The following is a 17,749-nucleotide window of genomic DNA, read 5'->3' as shown; positions in this document are numbered from 1 at the left end:
GATTTCATGAACTTCTTGACAAATCGGACTTTGAATACTATGATTATCAATAGTTATGGGAAAAGGCAATGAGAAAGAGGAGTATGCAGACTGGTCCGAAGAAGAGAAAACCGTTCACAGGCTGAGAGACGGTTTACGGGAAGTGGTTGCAGAAGGTAGCTTTGGAGCCGGGTATCTGAAAAAGGGCGAGTAGGATATCACGGGGTGGTTTCCGTTATAGAACTGTGAGAGATACGAGATGGATTTATTTCGTGGAACAAAGGTGGTACCGCGTTTATACACGCCCTTTACATATTGTAAAGGGCTTTTTTTATTCTTTAGAGAGAGAGCAAAAGTGCGCGGTGGACTTATAAGAGGAGGAAACAATGAGTAAGAATCTTGAAAAGACCTACAATCCGAAAGAGATTGAAGCGAAACTTTATGAAAAATGGTGTGAAGAAAAGTATTTTCACGCTGAAGTTGACAGAAGTAAGAAACCATTTACAACGGTAATGCCGCCACCGAATATCACCGGTAAGCTGCATATGGGACATGCTCTCGATAATACACTTCAGGATATCCTGATCCGTTACAAGAGAATGCAGGGATATAATGCACTGTGGATCCCGGGAACAGACCACGCTGCAATTTCAACAGAAGTAAAGGTTACAAACCAGTTAAAGGCAGAGGGAATTGATAAGAAAGAACTCGGAAGAGAAGGATTCCTTAAGAGAACCTGGCAGTGGAAAGAAGAGTACGCAGGAACCATCGAAGGTCAGTTGAAAAAGCTTGGTGTATCCTGTGACTGGGACAGAGAACGTTTCACCATGGATGAAGGATGCTCGAATGCGGTCAAAGAAGTATTCCTTCGTCTTCATGAAAAAGGATTTATCTATAAAGGTTCCAGAATCATCAACTGGTGTCCGGTATGTAAGACTTCCCTTTCTGACGCAGAAGTTGAGCATGAGGAACAGGCAGGACATTTCTGGCACATCAAGTACCCGATCGTAGGAACAGAACGTTTCCTTGAGATCGCAACTACACGTCCGGAAACTCTGCTTGGAGATACAGCGATCGCCGTACACCCGGACGATGACAGGTACAAAGATATCGTAGGAAAGAATGTCATCCTTCCGTTAGTTGGAAGAGAAATCCCGATCGTGGCAGACGCTTACGTTGATAAAGAATTCGGAACAGGTGCGGTTAAGATTACACCGGCACATGACCCGAATGACTTTGAAGTAGGAAAGAGACATAATCTTCCGGAAATCAACATCCTGAATGATGATGCTACCATCGTAGAAGGATACGGAAGATATTCCGGAATGGATCGCTACGAAGCAAGAAAAGCAATCGTAGAAGATCTGGAAAAAGAAGGATACCTTGTAAGCATCGAAGAACATGTACACAACGTTGGAACACATGACAGATGTAAGACAACCGTTGAACCGATGATTAAACCACAGTGGTTTGTTAAGATGGATGAGCTTGCCAAACCGGCGATCAATGCGATCAAGACCGGCGAATTAAAATTCGTACCGGAACGTTTTGGTAAGATCTACCTGAACTGGCTGGAAAATATCCGTGACTGGTGTATTTCACGTCAGATCTGGTGGGGACACAGAATTCCGGCCTACTATTGTGATGAATGTGGAGAAGTGGTTGTTGCACGTGAGATGCCGGAAAAATGCCCGCATTGCGGATGCACACATCTGACACAGGATGAAGATACACTGGATACCTGGTTCAGTTCAGCACTGTGGCCGTTCTCAACACTTGGATGGCCGGAAGAGACAGAGGACTTCAAGTATTTCTATCCGACAGATGTACTGGTAACCGGTTATGATATTATTTTCTTCTGGGTAATACGTATGGTATTCTCCGGATATGCACATACTGGAAAAGCACCGTTCCATACTGTTCTGATCCATGGACTGGTAAGGGATTCCCAGGGACGTAAGATGAGTAAATCTCTTGGAAATGGTATCGATCCACTGGAGGTCATTGATGAGTACGGTGCAGATGCACTCCGTCTGACTCTGATCACAGGAAATGCACCCGGAAATGATATGCGTTTCTACAACGAACGTGTAGAATCCAGCCGTAACTTTGCCAATAAGGTATGGAATGCATCCAGATTTATCATGATGAACATGGAAGATAAGGTAATTTCCAAACCGGATGAGGCAGACTTTGAAGTAACCGATAAATGGATTTTATCCAAGGTAAATACACTTGCAAAAGATGTAACTGAGAACATGGATAAATTTGAACTGGGTATTGCAGTACAGAAAGTATATGACTTTATCTGGGATGAATTCTGTGACTGGTACATCGAGCTTGTAAAATACAGGATCTACCATTCTGATGAAAATTATAAGAGCGCCAATGCAGCACTTTGGACACTGAAGACGGTTCTTGGTAATGCACTGAAGATGTTACATCCATTTATGCCATTTGTAACAGAAGAAATCTACAGCGCACTGGTACCGGAGGAAAAATCTCTGATGATGTCAGACTGGCCGCAGTTTAGCGAAGACTGGTGCTATGCAGACGCTGAAAATATAACAGATCATATGAAAGAAGTTATCCGTGGTGTCAGAAATGCGCGGGCAGAAATGAATGTACCGCCGAGCCGTAAAGCAAAGGTTTATGTAGTATGCGAAGATGAGAAGCTCTGTGAAGGATTCGAAGAGCTGGCAACATGCGCATGCCCGCTTATGAGTGCTTCTGAACTTGCTGTCCAGGCTGATAAGGCAGGTATTGCGGATGATGCCGTATCGATCGTAGTACCGGATGCTTCTGTATATGTACCACTGGAAGAGCTGATTGACTTCGAACAGGAAATCGAGCGTCTGACAAAAGAAGAAGAAAAGCTTACAAAAGAAATCAACCGTGCAAAGGGAATGCTTTCAAATGAAAAATTCGTCAGCAAAGCACCACAGGCAAAGGTTGATGAAGAAAAAGCAAAGCTTGAAAAGTATACACAGATGATGGAACAGGTGAAAGAACGTCTGGAGACTTTAAAGGCAGGAAGATAATCACTGCAGGAAAGTACTAAGGCATATTCTTTTTTAGCCGGATATACCGTCAGGCGTAGCATAAACTGCGCCTGACGGTACAGAAACACGTAAGGGGTTAAAAGACGATGAAGGAAATTCATTTTAAAAAGATTCAGTGGAAAAAACCGGATCTGAAAGGAAAATGGCAGAAGCTGAAGAATATGAAGCCAGGAGATATAAAGGCGCATTTAAAAAAGCAGCATGAGCGAAGACAGCAGATTCTTGAAAAGCGGAGAAACAGCAAATTCGCAAAAAAGATGGCACCGTACTATAAGATAATGAACCGGTTCTCTTTGCCGCTTCAGGCACTGTGGGCTTGTATCATTAACTTTATCATTGAAGCACTGTCCAGACATTCTGCAATTGCAGCTTGGCAGTATATGACAGGAACACCGCTGGTATTTTTGTACAATGCCGGAATGATTTTCGTTACACTTTTAATCGCTTATCTGGTGCGGCGCCGGGTGTTTACACGACTGATCATCAGTGCATTGTGGCTCTTTCTGGGTGTTGTCAACGGAGTGATGCTGGCAAAGCGTGTTACGCCGTTTAATGCACAGGATCTAAAGACATTTACAGAAGGACTGTCACTGTTTACAAACTATTTCTCGGTGGCAGAGCTTGTGATGATGGGAATTGGTGTTCCGGCACTGCTCATCTGGCTGGTTGCCATGTGGAGACGTGCCGGACAGTATGAAGGAAAGATGCACAGGATCCCGATGCTGATTATTGTTGTTGCAGCGTTTTTTGGATATTCTGTACTGACAAATGTTGCTGTAGATAAGAGGATTATTTCTACTTACTTTGGAAATATCGCATTTGCTTATCAGGATTACGGACTTCCGTATTGTTTCTCAGCCAGCCTTTTTAATACAGGTATTTCAGAACCGAATGATTATAACAAAGACACGATCGAGAAGATCACGGATAATGGAGAGATGACAGAGAGTACATCCGACAATGGTGTGAGACCGAATGTTTTGTTTGTACAGCTGGAATCTTTCTTTGATCCTATTGAATATGAGGATCTGCAGATGTCAGAGGATCCGATTCCGAATCTGCGCAAGATGTTTGAAAATTATTCTTCCGGATATTTTAAGGTTCCTTCCGTAGGAGCCGGAACAGCCAATACAGAATTTGAAGTGCTGACAGGTATGAACCTGCGTTATTTCGGACCGGGCGAGTATCCTTATAAGACAAAGCTTAAGAATCAGGTATGTGAAAGTGCAGCAACTGCATTTTCTGCATTCGGTTACGGAACCCATGCGATTCACAACAACGGTGGTAATTTCTACAGCCGTGCGAAGGTATTTAACAATATTGGTTTTGACAGCTTTACAAGTAAAGAGTTTATGAATATTCTCCAGACAACAGAGAATGGATGGTCGAAGGATGATATTCTTCTGACGCACATCAAAGACGCTCTGGACTCTACCGAGCAGGAGGATTTTGTATTTACAGTCAGTGTACAGGGACATGGAAATTATCCGACAGAAAAGGTGATTGAGAACCCGAAGATCACCGTAACAGGAGCACCGACAGAAGAGAAGAACAATGCCTGGGAATACTATGTGAACCAGGTATATGAGATGGATCAGTTTGCCGGTAATCTGGTAAAAATGATGGAAGAACGCGGTGAGCCGACTGTGATCGTATTCTATGGTGACCATCTGCCGACAATGGGACTGGAAGCAAAGGATATGAAGAACCGTTATCTGTACAATACAAATTATGTGATCTGGGACAATCTTGGACTTCAGAAAGAGGACCGGAACATTCCGTCCTACCAGATCATGGCGGATGTGATGGACCGCCTGGGATTACATTCCGGTACGGTATTCAACTATCACCAGCAGAGACGCCAGACAAAGGATTATCTGAAGGATCTGGAGCTGTTACAGTATGATATTCTGTATGGAGACCAGTATGTATACAATGGTAAGCCGCCGATCACAGAAGGCCATATGCAGATGGGGATCAAGGAGGTTACGCTCACGGATCTTGTAGAAAATCTGGATGAGACCTATAGTCTCTACGGAACAAACTTTACTAAATGGAGCAAGGTTTACATCAATGATGAAAAGCAGGAATCTACTTTCCTCAATAATACAAGGATCGAACTTCCGGACAGTAAGCTGAAGGATGGAGACATCATTACGGTCAGCCAGGTCGGATCAAGCAATACCATCTTCAGGACTTCAAGCGAATATATTTACATGGATGGAAAAATCCTGGAATATACAGATGAAGTAAAAGAACAGCTAAAGAAAGAAAAAGAACAGAAGAATTCTGTAAAGACGGACGGCGATCAGCAGAAGACAGAAAATGCCGGACAGTCCGGAGAACAGCAGGATCAGAATAATAAAGAAGAAAAGAGCGGGCAGCAGTAGAGTTCCGCTTAAGAAAGACGGGAAAGATTGTGAAGTATGAAGAAGTAGTCCGATATATAGAGGACATACCAAAATTTACAAAGAAGCATACGCTTTTGCATACCCGTGAATTTATGAGAAGATTGGGGAATCCCTGCCAGGGAAGAAAGGTTCTTCATGTGGCAGGGACGAACGGAAAGGGAAGCGTCTGCGCATATATGCAGGCGATTCTTCTTTTTGAGGGAAAGCGTGTTGGATTTTTTACATCACCACATCTGGTGAAGCTCAACGAGCGGATCCGGATCAATGGAAAAGATATTGACGATGATACCTTCTGCCGGATTTTTGCAAAGGTGCGGCAGGTGGCAGAAGAACTGGAAAAGGAAGGGCTGGAACATCCTTCTTATTTTGAATTCCTGTATGGAATGGGTATGCTTGCATTTGAAGAGAATGATGCAGAGTATATTGTACTGGAGACAGGACTTGGCGGAAGGCTGGATGCGACTAATTCCTTCGAGCATCCGTTCCTGAGCATGATCACATCGATCGGACTGGATCACACAGAGATCCTTGGAGATACGATTGAAAAGATCGCGGGAGAAAAAGCCGGAATCATCAAAAAAGGCGTACCGGTATTTTTTGACGGCTCTGATGAAAGAAGTAGTCGGGTTATAGAAGAAACTGCCGAAAATGTAGAAGCACCGTGGTATAAAATGGAAAAAGATGCGTTGAAAATTCAAGAAATTACAGACAAACATATTGCTTTTTCTATTTTGGATGAGTATGATAATAATACCGTATGGCAGGTGGCCAGCACCGGAATCTATCAGGTGATGAACGCAGCACTTGCAATCCGGGCGATGAGATATACATTTGGTGACAAGGCAGAAATCTGCAAATGGCAGAAGGTGGTTGCATCTGTTAAATGGCAGGGAAGAATGGAAGAGGTTCTTCCCGGAGTTATCTTTGACGGGGCGCATAATCTTGCGGCAATCCGTGAATTTACAAAGAGTATCCGGATGCAAAGAGAGGCGGAAGGGGAAATCCATCCACTGATAATCCTTTTTTCAGCCGTTGCAGATAAGGATTATAGTCATATGATCGAGCTTTTATGCAGAGAATCGAAAGCAGATGCTTATGTCATTGCCAAAGTAGACAATAAAAGGGGAGCGCAGGCAGATACACTTGCCGCGTTGTTCCGGAAGTATACAGACAGACCGGTCTATCGGGAGGACACGCTTGCTGATGCATTTACACGTGCACTGAATGAAAAGGGCAGCGAAGGGAAACTTTACTGTCTGGGGTCGCTCTATCTGATAGGGGAGTTAAAAGAACTGATAGGAGGACAAGATGCTTAATTTTGAAGAAGAACTTAAGAAGTTTAAACCAAGTCTGGAAGTAGAAGATATCGAGAATGCAGTATATCAGGAGGATCTGTCTGATATGACAGATATCTTAAGAGAGATGATGGATCAGAAAAAATAGGGGAGATTTTGATGGACTATAAGCAGAAACTCGAGTACCAGTCGAACTACTGGTACAATGATGGACTGAAGAAAGCGCAGATCCGGGATCTGTCCGGGGCAATTGTGTCGTTAAAAAGAAGTTTGCAGTTTAACAGAGAAAATATCACAGCGAGGAATCTTCTCGGACTTGTCTATTATGGACGTGGAGAAGTAGCGGAGGCTCTTGTAGAGTGGATCATCAGTAAAAACTTCAGGGCTTCAGAGAATATTGCCAGCTACTATATCAGTAAGGTTCAGGATAATCCAAGTGAGCTGGAGAAGGTGAATCAGGCAGTTCACAAATACAACCAGTGCCTTGGATACTGCAGACAGAATGGAGAAGATCTTGCGATCATCCAGCTGAAAAAGGTGGTTGTGGCACATCCGTCTTTCCTGAAGGCATATCAGCTTCTGGCACTTCTTTATATGCATTCCGGACAGTATTCCAAAGCAAGACAGAGCCTGAAGACGGCACTCAAGCTGGATGTGACGAATGATATTACGCTCCGGTATATGCATGAGCTGAACCGTCAGCGGAATCGGCAGGTTGCACATATTAAAGAGGAAAAGCATGGCAGACAGTCGGTTGTCACATACAATCTGGGAAATGAGACGATCATTCAGCCTGCAGCAACACTGCGAGACAATGCGGCAGTGATGACAGTTGTCAATATTCTGATCGGTATGGTGGTTGGAGCGGCAGTGGTGTGGTTCCTGATCGCTCCGGCGGTAAACCAGACAAAGTCGTCTACAAAAAACCGGAATGTCATTGCACTAAGCGAGCAGATAGCTTCACAGAAGACACAGATCCAGACGCTTAAGGATGAACTGGAGGGATACCGTAACAGCAGTGATGAGGTAGAATCGGCAAAGCAGACCGCCGCATCCACACAGGACAGCTATGATGCCCTGATCAAGGTATATCAGCAGTATTATGGCGGAACAACGAGCAATGCGGATATGGCAGATACGTTGCTTGGACTGAACAGGGATTCGTTGGGAGAAGAGGGACAGAAAATCTACGATTCGATCTCCGGTTCCGTGTTCCCACGAGTATGTGTGAGCCTGTATTCGACCGCGCAGTATGAAGTGCAGAGTGGAAATTATGATGATGCCATTTCGGATCTTGAAAAGATCCAGAAGATGGATGACTCTTATAGTGATGGTGGTGTGTACAAGCTTCTTGGAGACGCGTATGCCGGTAAAGGTGATAAGGACAATGCAAAGAGCAATTACGAAAAAGCAGCGACCGATTATCCGGGAACACAGGCAGCATATTCGGCACAGAGCGCACTGGATGCAATGGGATCAGATGGAACTTCGGAGAATACTTCCGGTGGAACAGGCACCCAGGGACAATAAAATATAAAAGGCACAAAAGAGAAAGTAGCGAAAAAAGGCGTTACTTTCTCTTTTGTTTTTATAGGAAATTCCGAAGGAACTTCCTATAAAACAAAAGGCACTACGTGCCGTAAATGCGCACTCTTTTTATAAATCCATCAAGGCTATTGGCGTATTTGTATAAATAAAAAAGACAGAAAGGGGTTTAACCAAAAATGCAGTATCAGATCAAAGAAAATTGTCTTACGATTTTTCTTCCAGCAGAGGTGGATCATCACAATGCGGAGGAGATCAAACGGGAGGCGGATAAGGTGATCGAGGAGCAACATATCAAATATGTGATTTTTGATTTTGGAAGAACGAATTTTATGGACAGTTCCGGGATTGGAGTGATCATGGGACGGTACCGGCATATCTTTCTTCTTGGCGGGGAAGTATGGGCGATACATACAAGTGAACGGATGCGGCAGATTCTGAATATGTCCGGCGTGACGAAGATCATACAGATTTATGAGGAGGGAATGATGTAATGGAATATTTTAACGAGATGGAAGTAGTTTTTGACAGCAGATCGGAGAATGAGGGATTTGCAAGGGTGGCAGTGGCTGCGTTTATGACGCAGATGGATCCGGTTCTGGAGGAAGTGGCAGACGTGAAGACAGCGGTCTCCGAAGCAGTGACGAACAGCATTATTCATGGATATGAGGGCCGGACGTCCGGAAAGATCACGGTCTGGTGCGGGATTGAAAAAGATAAGAAGACCATTCTGGTCACAGTGAAGGATCAGGGCATCGGTATCGAAAACGTGGAGCAGGCGATGGAGCCACTCTATACGACCAGGCCGGATATGGATCGGTCCGGGATGGGATTTGCATTTATGGAGGCATTTATGGATGAAGTACAGGTGGAATCTGTGCCTGGAAAAGGGACTACGGTTTGGATGAAGAAAACGACAGGAGGGGAAAAGAAGGAAGCTGTATGGACCACACAATCGCATTGATCAGACGGGCTCACGAAGGGGATGAAAATGCGAGGGCACAGCTTGTGGAGGAAAACACCGGTCTGATCTGGTGTGTGGTGAAAAGATTTTACGGACGGGGCACAGAGGCAGAGGATTTATTTCAGATCGGAAGCATCGGGCTTTTAAAAGCGATCGATAAGTTTGATCTGGGCTATGATGTGAAATTTTCAACCTATGCAGTTCCGATGATCACGGGAGAAATAAAGCGTTTCCTGCGTGATGATGGGATGTTGAAGGTCAGCCGTTCCTTAAAAGAGATTGCATATAAAGCATATCAGGCAAAGGAGGCGCTCACGGAAAAGCTTGGAAGAGAACCGCTGCTGGAAGAAATTGCGGAAGAAACGGGTGTGGAAAAAGAGGAGCTGGTGATGGCGATGGAGGCAGCAGGAGAAGTGGAATCGCTTCACAGACCGGTCGGTATGAAAGATGGAAATGAAGTAATGCTGCTGGAAAAGATTGCAGATACAGGCGGTGCAGAAGAAAAGATCCTGGATCATCTTCTGCTTACAGAGCTGATAAAAGAATTAAAAAAAGACGAGAGAAAGCTTCTGTATCTGCGCTATTTTGCAGATAAGACGCAGACAGAAATCGGCGAAGAGCTTGGAATTTCCCAGGTGCAGGTATCGCGGATGGAGAAAAAGATCCTGAAAACCATGCGGGAACACGCAAAAGAATAAAAGGATGTATGTTTTCTGGAAAAACAGGGATACTATTTCCTATCTGAAACAGATCACAAAGGAGGCGGATGCGATTGGAAAGAAGAAAAAAATATATCTGGGGCTGTGTTCTTTGTGCCCTGCTGACAGCTGTTCTGATCGGAATGATCTACTATTATAATGACGTCCGGGGGACAGACCAGGTAAGTGAAGGAACGCTGATCTGGCAGGCACTACCGGTAAAAGAAAGGACGGATACAGATGTCTTCGGGAAATGAAATACTTTATATCAAAGGGGAAAAGAATACCGAGGTGAAAGAACCAAATGTGACATTAGGAGATATCCTGACAATGGAATGCAGCAATTCTTCCATCATGAACAGGATTAAACCACTGCGGATCCTGAAAATCCCGAAAAAAGAACAGCACAGATATGTGGTGTCTGTTCTGAAAATCATAGAATGTATCCATCGGGAAATTCCCGGACTACAGATTCAGAACGAAGGAGAAAGTGACCTGATCATTACCTATGAAGGGGAGAAAAAACGAAATGCTATCTGGCAGGGAATTAAAGTGGTTGTAGTTGCGGGAATCACATTTATCGGAGCAGCATTTTCCATCATGGCATTTAACAATGATGTGTCGGTGACAAAGATGTTTTCCCGGATTTATCTGCTTCTTACCGGAGAAGAATCGAATGGATTTACCCTGATAGAGCTGACTTACTGCATCGGGCTGATCGTAGGGATCCTGATTTTCTTCAATCATTTAGGAAGAAAGAAATTTACAGCAGATCCGACGCCGATGGAAGTGGAAATGCGTTTGTATGAAAATGATATTCAGGAAACTTTGATCGAAGCTTATGCGAGAAAGGAAAAAGAAGTCGATGTGGATTAGGCAGATTTTGGTGGCGGTGGTTGGTCTTGCATCCGGATTTGCAGTCGCGGCAGGACTGTTTTCATTTATTATCGGACTTGGCGTAGTGTCAGATTTTGCAGACCGGACACATACCGGGAAGCATGTCATGCTGTATGAAAACTGCATTATGGCAGGTGGGATCCTTGGAAATATTTTCTGGATATACGGGCTCGCGATGCCTGGCGGCAAATGGATTGTCCCGGTGTTTGGACTTTTTTCCGGAATTTTTGTTGGTTGCTGGTCAATGGCACTTGCGGAAATCCTGAATATTTTTCCGATCTTTATCCGGAGGATCAAAATCCTGAAATGTGTGCCATGGCTGATTTTTGGGATGGCGCTTGGGAAAAGCCTTGGAGCACTTCTGTTTTTCTATAAAAGATGGTAACTGGAGGAGAAAATGAAGCAACAAGAGAAAGAAAAAGAGTATGAAACATATGTAAAAGAGAAAACACCGGTCAGGAAGCCTGGACCTGCGATGGCAAAAGCATTCGTGACCGGCGGGATCATCTGTACGATTGGACAGACGATCTTAAATGCGTGCGAAAAGGCGGGAATGTCAAAGGATATTTCTGCAAGCTGGTGTTCACTGATCCTGATCCTGGCAAGTGTGGTGCTGACCGGATTTGGAATCTATCCGAAGATCGCGAACTGGGGAGGAGCGGGAGCACTGGTGCCGATCACCGGATTTGCCAATTCCGTTGCGGCGCCGGCAATTGAATACAAAAAAGAGGGGCAGGTTTTCGGAATTGGCTGCAAGATATTTACGATTGCAGGACCTGTGATCCTGTACGGAGTTTTCACCAGCTGGGTTCTGGGACTGCTCTACTGGATTGGGACGCTGATCGGAATTGTGTGAGCAAGGAGGGATGGACATGAATGCGATGAAAGGGACACAGAGTATTGCATTTTCGGAAAGTCCGTATCTGGTAAGCGCCGGATCGGTTGCCGGAAAAAAAGAAGGAGAAGGACCACTTGGAAAATATTTTGATATTGCATCGGAGGATGACCTTTTCGGAGAGAAAACCTGGGAGCTTGCAGAAGGAACAATGCAGAAGCTTGCGTGTAAGCTGGCATTGAAAAATGCGGGAGTACAGCCGGAGGAGGTACGCTATCTCTTTGGCGGCGATCTTTTAAGACAGGGAATTGCTACATCGATGGGGGCGGAAGAACTTCAGATCCCGGTGTTTGGTCTTTTCGGCGCATGTTCCACATCCGGAGAGGCACTTGCCCTTGCTGCAATGACTGTGGCGGCAGGCTATGGAGATCTGGTGCTTGCTGCAACATCGAGTCATTTTGGAAGTGCAGAAAAAGAATTCCGTTTTCCACTTGGCTATGCGAATCAGCGACCACTTTCTTCTACCTGGACAGTGACAGGAAGCGGAGCCTTTCTGGTAGGAAAAAAGAAAAGCCGGGTGCGGATCAGTGGAGTGACGATTGGGAAAATTGTGGATTATGGGCTGAAGGATTCACAGAACATGGGAGCGTGTATGGCACCGGCAGCGTGTGATACGATTCTGCAGAATCTTATGGATTTTGGAAGAGGTGAAAAGGATTACGACCGGATCATTACCGGAGACCTGGGCTATGTGGGACAATCGATTTTATTTGACCTGCTTCGTAAGAAAGGGCTGGATATCAAAGAAAATCATATGGACTGCGGAATGACGATCTTCGATCAGCAGACACAGCATACCAATTCCGGTGGAAGCGGCTGCGGCTGCGCGGCGATCACTCTTGCAGCATATATTATGCCACAGCTGATATCGGGGGAGTGGAAAAGGATCCTTTTTGTACCAACGGGGGCGCTGATGTCGACGGTCAGCTTCAATGAAGGAGAAAGCGTTCCGGGAATTGCACATGGAATTGTGCTGGAACATTGTTAAAGGAGGAAAGAAAATGGACTATATCAATGCATTCTGGGTAGGAGGACTCATCTGTGCACTGGCGCAGATCCTGCTTGACCGGACGAAAATGATGCCGGGAAGAGTCATGGTAAGCCTGGTGGTACTTGGCTGCATTCTTGGTTTTGTACAGATATTTAAACCATTGCAGGAGTATGCGGGGGCAGGAGTGAGCGTGCCACTGCTCGGTTTTGGAAATACTTTATGGAACGGGGTAAAAGAGGCAGTCGACAAGGAAGGATTTATCGGAATTTTTCTTGGAGGATTCAAGGCAAGTGCGGCAGGAATCAGCGGCGCATTGATTTTTGGGTACATTGCATCATGGATATTTGAACCAAAGATGAAGGGGTAATGGGAATAATTTTCGTCAGAACTACGAAAGAAAATTTATTGTACAGAGAGAAAAATGATGTTAAGATGAAATCGTGGCTGTGTAAATGGCCTGTAAAATAAGAATCAGAGTGAAAAAGAAAAAGTACATAAGAGGAGATAACACGACTATGAAGTACACAAGTATCATTATTCCGTTTGTCGGAGGCCTTGGTATGTTCATTTATGGAATGCAGATCATGGCACAGGGGCTGGAGAATGCTGCCGGCAACCGGATGAAGTCATTGCTTGAAGCACTTACAAAGAATAAGTTCTTCGGTGTATTGCTTGGAGCGTTCATTACCGCAGTGATCCAGAGCTCATCTGCGACGACTGTCATGGTAGTCGGTTTTGTAAATGCCGGTATCATGAACCTTCAGCAGGCGATGGGAGTTATCATGGGTGCGAACATCGGTACAACAGTTACCGGATGGCTGGTATCCAGTGTAGAATGGGCCAAATTTTTAAGTCCGTCCAATCTGGCACCGGTTGCGATCATGATCGGTGTGATCATTATGCTGACCGGAAAGAGGCGTTCGACAAAAGATATCGCAAGTATTGTGGTTGGTTTCGGACTTTTATTTGTCGGGATTTCATCCATGTCCTCAGCGGTGGAACCACTGAAAGATAATGCAGCATTCTGCAATATTTTCGTATCACTGGGACACAATCCGTTGCTTGGAATTGTGGCGGGTGCAGCAGTTACGGCGATCATCCAGAGCTCATCTGCATCGGTCGGAATCCTGCAGAGCCTTGCAGCAGCAGGTCTTGTACCGTTTGGCGCAGCAATCTATATTATCATGGGACAGAATATCGGTACCTGCGTAACTGCAATCCTGTCCAGTGTGGGTGCAAAGAAAAATGCGAAAACCGCAGCGCTGATGCATCTGATCTTTAATATCATCGGAACGATCATTTTCAGTATTATTGCGATCGCATATCTGAGTATTGTGAATCCGGCATGGGCGCATGGAAATATCACCCAGACACAGATCAGTATGGTGCATACGGTATTCAATATTGTGACAACCGTTCTGCTGTTCCCGGTTTCTGACTGGATCATCAAGCTTGCCAAGAAGATCGGACATGTGGAAGAAGAGGTACAGGATGAAAGTGTAGTCCTTCTGGATGACCGTATGCTGGAGACCCCTGGTATCGCGATTCAGTCAACCGTTTCCGAGCTTGTCCGAATGGGACATGTGGTTGCGGATTCTCTGGAGGTTGCAAGAAAAGTTATGTTCGAACGAAAAGAAGAACAGATTGCGTTCCTGAAGGAAGAAGAAAGCAAGGTAGACCGGTTAAGTGCCGGTATCACATCCTATGCGATCAAGCTGTCGACTCTGCAGATCAATGAACGTGAGCATGAAGAGGTGGCGCATATGCTCCAGATCGTGTCAGATATGGAACGTATCAGTGATTACTGTGAAAACATTTCTGAGTTCGCGGAATCACTGCTGGAAAAGCAGGTGGATTTCTCTGAGGTTGGAGTGGAACATCTGAACAAGATGCTGGATGTCTGCATTGCAAGTTATCTGTATGCGTTGGAAGCCTTTGAGTCCAATGACCGCGAAAGTGCGTTAAAGACCATCGAGAAAGAAACAGAGGCAGACGGGCTGGAGATTTCCCTCCGCGCAAAGCATATCAAGCGTCTTACCAACCAGCAGTGTAACACAGAAGCCGGAGTGGTATTCCTTGATTCTCTGGTATGCCTGGAAAGAATTTCCGACCATGCCAGAAATATTGCGGAAGAAGTGCTGGCGGAATAGAAGATAGGAAAATGCAAAAGTGCATGTGGCCTGACGGCTACATGCACTTTTCTGAAAGATATGAACAGCAAATATGTATATCCAAATGTATTCATGAGTATCGAAGATACCAATAAAGTGTCACAGTATGATACCGACATCAAAAAATATGCAGAGCAGAAGAAAGCCGACTGGATCTTAAATGGTGGAATCGAAAAAGAGTGGGATTCTTACCTTGATAAAATGGAAAAGTACGGACTTTCCGATTATCTGGCTATTAAACAGAAGTATTTCGATCAGTACCAGAAATCGCTTTCAGAAGAGAATAAGTAGCAGGAGAAAATGCATGAGTGAGATGTTAGAAAAAGCAAGAAATTATGAGACAGAAAAACAAGTGTATGTAAAGAAAACGACCAAACCACTGTTCCATGTTACGGCACCGACCGGATGGATCAATGATCCGAATGGTTTTTCCGTATATGATGGGAAAATACATTTGTTCTATCAGTACAATCCATATCAGAGAGAGTGGGGACCAATGCATTGGGGACATAGTGTGACTGATGATATGGTCCGCTGGGAGCAGCTTCCGGCAGCGATTGCACCGGATCAGGAATATGATAAGGCAGGATGTTTTTCCGGAAGTGCGATCGAAGCAGATGGAAAGCATGTACTTGTATATACCGGAGTTACCAGAGTAAAGCAGGCAGATGGAAGTGAGCAGGAACGGCAGAATCAGTGTATTGCATTTGGTGATGGAAAAGATTATGTAAAGTATGAAAAGAATCCGGTTGTGACAGGTGAGATGCTTCCGGAAGGATGCAGCCGGATTGATTTCCGTGATCCGAAGATCTGGAAAGAAAACGATACCTATTATCTGATCGTTGGAAATAAGAATGATAATCAGGTTGGGCAAGTTGTGCTTTGTTCGAGCAAAAATCTGACAGACTGGAAATTTGAGACAATTCTGGCATCAAATGAAAATGGTGATATAGGAACGATGTGGGAATGCCCGGATTTCTTTGCTTTAAAAGACAAACATGTGCTGATCTGTTCGCCACAGGATATGAAGGCGCGGAAATATGAGTTTCACAATGGACATAATTCGGTGTATTTTTTGGGAGACTACGATGCAAACAGATGCAGATTCAGCAAAGAACAGCCGCATACACTTGACTATGGTATGGACTTCTATGCTCCACAGACAACAGAACTTCCGGATGGCAGACGGATCATGATCGCATGGATGAAATCATGGGATGCCTGTGTGATACCGAATTCGCAGGACTGGCAGGGAATGATGACATTTCCGAGAGAATTGGAGATAAAAGAAAACCGTATCTGGCAGAATCCGGTGAAAGAACTGGAAAATTATCATCAGAATCCATGTTGCTATGAACACGCAGAAATCGAAGGCGAGACAGTGCTTGCAGGAGTAGAGGGACGCACAATTGATCTTACGGTGACACTGGAAGATGGAGAAAATACAATCTTTTCTATCAAACTGGCAGCAGATAGTGAGTATGAAACGAGTTATACCTATAATAAGGAAACCAGACTTCTGGAAATCGACCGTACATACTGCGGTGTTACAAAAGATGTGGTATGTGTACGAAAATTCAGAATTGAGGATCCGGTAGGGCTTAAAAAGATGCGTTTTATCCTGGATTATCATTCGATCGAACTTTTTATTAATGATGGACAGCAGACGGCGACCACTGCAATCTGTACGCCTCTGAATGCGAAAAATATTTATTTTTTCAGCGATAAGAAAATGACAATGAGTGTTGAAAAGCATGATATTATAATGTAAAAAGCAGGAGAATAAGAAATGGACGTAGTAGCTTTAGGGGAATTGCTGATTGATTTTACAGAAAATGGTATTAGTAGACAGGGAAACCCATTGTTTGAGGCAAATCCGGGAGGGGCACCATGCAATGTCCTGGCAATGTTAACGAAGTTGGGACACAAAACGGCTTTTATTGGAAAAGTAGGAAATGATTTTTTTGGAAAGCAATTGGAAGATGCAATTAAAGAAATTGGAATCAATGTGACCGGTCTGAGGAAAGATGATAAAGTACATACGACATTGGCATTGGTTCATACTTATCCGGATGGAGACAGAGATTTCTCTTTTTATCGAGATCCGGGAGCGGATATGATGCTGACAGAAGAGGAAATTCCAGAGGAATTAATTCTTGAGACACGGATTTTTCATTTTGGAACCCTGTCTATGACACATGAGAACGTACGCAGAGCGACAAAAAAAGCAGTTGCAATTGCAAAACAGGCTGGTGCGATCATTTCATTTGATCCTAATATACGTGAGCCACTGTGGAATTCAATGGATGAGGCAAGAGAGCAGGTATTGTATGGTCTGGGACAGTGTCATATCCTGAAAATTTCAGATAATGAAATTCAGTGGCTGACAGGAAAAAATGACTATACAGAGGCTGTAAAATGGATCAGGGAGAAATATGATATCCCGCTTATCCTGGTATCTATGGGAAAAGAAGGCAGTAGAGCTTATTATCAGGACAGGATGGTTGAAAAAGCACCTTTTATAAACGAAAATACAATAGAAACAACTGGTGCCGAAGATACATTTTGTGCATGTGTTTTGCATTACATATGTAAACATGGACTAGAAAATCTGACTGAGAAAAATTTAAAGGAAATGCTGACTTATGCAAATGCTGCCGCATCAATTATCACAACACGTAAGGGAGCATTGCGGGTGATGCCACGACCGGAAGAAATTGAGGCATTGATTGCAGGACATCACTAAATGTGGAGAGAAAGGGGATGTGAAAAAAGAATAATCCCCAAAAAAGAAAGACCAAGAGTTTATAATGAACTCAAGGTCTTTCTTTCTGTTATAAT

General features: G+C 44.3%; 17 protein-coding genes, 1 pseudogene and 1 other annotated feature. All 18 genes and pseudogenes read left to right on the top strand.

The window, feature by feature from the left end; translation table 11 throughout:
* Window positions 1-59: 59 nt before the first annotated feature.
* Window positions 60-291: a binding site (T-box leader), on the top strand.
* 74 nt (window positions 292-365) lie between these two features.
* The 18 genes and pseudogenes from PGU50_RS14060 (at window position 366) to PGU50_RS13975 (ending at window position 17,654) form a co-directional block, all read left to right on the top strand.
* Window positions 366-3,020, top strand: coding sequence for a valine--tRNA ligase (locus PGU50_RS14060; protein ID WP_270247236.1), 2,655 nt, complete (start codon window positions 366-368; stop codon window positions 3,018-3,020).
* 182 nt (window positions 3,021-3,202) lie between these two features.
* Window positions 3,203-5,431: an LTA synthase family protein gene (locus PGU50_RS14055; RefSeq protein WP_117823585.1), complete on the top strand. Its 2,229-nt coding sequence runs from the start codon at window positions 3,203-3,205 to the stop codon at window positions 5,429-5,431.
* A 29-nt stretch (window positions 5,432-5,460) separates the two neighbouring features.
* Window positions 5,461-6,768: a bifunctional folylpolyglutamate synthase/dihydrofolate synthase gene (locus PGU50_RS14050; RefSeq protein ID WP_270247235.1), complete on the top strand. Its 1,308-nt coding sequence runs from the start codon at window positions 5,461-5,463 to the stop codon at window positions 6,766-6,768.
* Window positions 6,761-6,895 carry a hypothetical protein gene (locus PGU50_RS14045; protein ID WP_022220983.1) on the top strand — a complete coding sequence of 45 codons (135 nt, stop codon included), beginning with the start codon at window positions 6,761-6,763 and terminating at the stop codon, window positions 6,893-6,895. The genes PGU50_RS14050 and PGU50_RS14045 overlap by 8 nt, the downstream gene beginning before the upstream one ends.
* Before the next feature lie 11 nt (window positions 6,896-6,906).
* Complete coding sequence (locus tag PGU50_RS14040; protein WP_008372948.1) at window positions 6,907-8,277, top strand: tetratricopeptide repeat protein; 1,371 nt, start codon at window positions 6,907-6,909, stop codon at window positions 8,275-8,277.
* Window positions 8,278-8,471: 194 nt separating this feature from the next.
* Window positions 8,472-8,786: an STAS domain-containing protein gene (locus PGU50_RS14035; RefSeq protein WP_008372950.1), complete on the top strand. Its 315-nt coding sequence runs from the start codon at window positions 8,472-8,474 to the stop codon at window positions 8,784-8,786.
* Complete coding sequence (gene spoIIAB, locus PGU50_RS14030; protein WP_008372952.1) at window positions 8,786-9,256, top strand: anti-sigma F factor; 471 nt, start codon at window positions 8,786-8,788, stop codon at window positions 9,254-9,256. The genes PGU50_RS14035 and spoIIAB overlap by 1 nt, the downstream gene beginning before the upstream one ends.
* Window positions 9,235-9,954 (top strand): RNA polymerase sporulation sigma factor SigF, encoded by a 720-nt coding sequence (gene sigF, locus PGU50_RS14025; RefSeq protein ID WP_008372953.1) that lies wholly within the window; start codon window positions 9,235-9,237, stop codon window positions 9,952-9,954. The genes spoIIAB and sigF overlap by 22 nt, the downstream gene beginning before the upstream one ends.
* A 74-nt stretch (window positions 9,955-10,028) precedes the next feature.
* Window positions 10,029-10,211, top strand: a complete 183-nt coding sequence (locus PGU50_RS14020; RefSeq protein WP_044999057.1) for a hypothetical protein — start codon at window positions 10,029-10,031, stop codon at window positions 10,209-10,211.
* Window positions 10,195-10,830 carry a stage V sporulation protein AA gene (locus PGU50_RS14015; RefSeq protein WP_022220981.1) on the top strand — a complete coding sequence of 212 codons (636 nt, stop codon included), beginning with the start codon at window positions 10,195-10,197 and terminating at the stop codon, window positions 10,828-10,830. Before PGU50_RS14020 ends, PGU50_RS14015 begins: the two co-directional genes overlap by 17 nt.
* Complete coding sequence (locus PGU50_RS14010) at window positions 10,820-11,236, top strand: stage V sporulation protein AB (protein ID WP_270247234.1); 417 nt, start codon at window positions 10,820-10,822, stop codon at window positions 11,234-11,236. The genes PGU50_RS14015 and PGU50_RS14010 overlap by 11 nt, the downstream gene beginning before the upstream one ends.
* Window positions 11,237-11,248: 12 nt before the next feature.
* Complete coding sequence (locus PGU50_RS14005; protein ID WP_008372960.1) at window positions 11,249-11,707, top strand: SpoVA/SpoVAEb family sporulation membrane protein; 459 nt, start codon at window positions 11,249-11,251, stop codon at window positions 11,705-11,707.
* Between the two features lie 16 nt (window positions 11,708-11,723).
* Entirely contained in the window at window positions 11,724-12,734 is a 1,011-nt protein-coding gene (gene spoVAD / locus PGU50_RS14000; protein ID WP_022220979.1) for a stage V sporulation protein AD, read from the top strand.
* A gap of 13 nt (window positions 12,735-12,747) precedes the next feature.
* Window positions 12,748-13,104: a SpoVA/SpoVAEb family sporulation membrane protein gene (locus PGU50_RS13995; RefSeq protein WP_022220978.1), complete on the top strand. Its 357-nt coding sequence runs from the start codon at window positions 12,748-12,750 to the stop codon at window positions 13,102-13,104.
* A 148-nt stretch (window positions 13,105-13,252) separates the two neighbouring features.
* The gene (locus PGU50_RS13990; RefSeq protein WP_044999060.1) at window positions 13,253-14,887 is read left to right on the top strand and encodes a Na/Pi cotransporter family protein; all 1,635 of its coding nucleotides are present in this window, start codon (window positions 13,253-13,255) and stop codon (window positions 14,885-14,887) included.
* A 48-nt stretch (window positions 14,888-14,935) separates the two neighbouring features.
* Window positions 14,936-15,199, top strand: a pseudogene (locus tag PGU50_RS13985) (ABC transporter substrate-binding protein); the annotation flags it as partial.
* Between the two features lie 13 nt (window positions 15,200-15,212).
* Complete coding sequence (locus tag PGU50_RS13980) at window positions 15,213-16,679, top strand: glycoside hydrolase family 32 protein (protein ID WP_270247233.1); 1,467 nt, start codon at window positions 15,213-15,215, stop codon at window positions 16,677-16,679.
* Window positions 16,680-16,697: 18 nt separating this feature from the next.
* Window positions 16,698-17,654, top strand: coding sequence for a carbohydrate kinase family protein (locus PGU50_RS13975; RefSeq protein WP_270247232.1), 957 nt, complete (start codon window positions 16,698-16,700; stop codon window positions 17,652-17,654).
* Window positions 17,655-17,749 lie beyond the last annotated feature (95 nt).

It is taken from the genome of Coprococcus sp. AM11-30B, assembly GCF_027674365.1.
GTDB classification, from domain to species: domain Bacteria; phylum Bacillota; class Clostridia; order Lachnospirales; family Lachnospiraceae; genus Allocoprococcus; species Allocoprococcus comes.
Note: the sequence above shows the minus strand (reverse complement) of the source record. Positions and strands in the feature narration are given on the sequence as shown.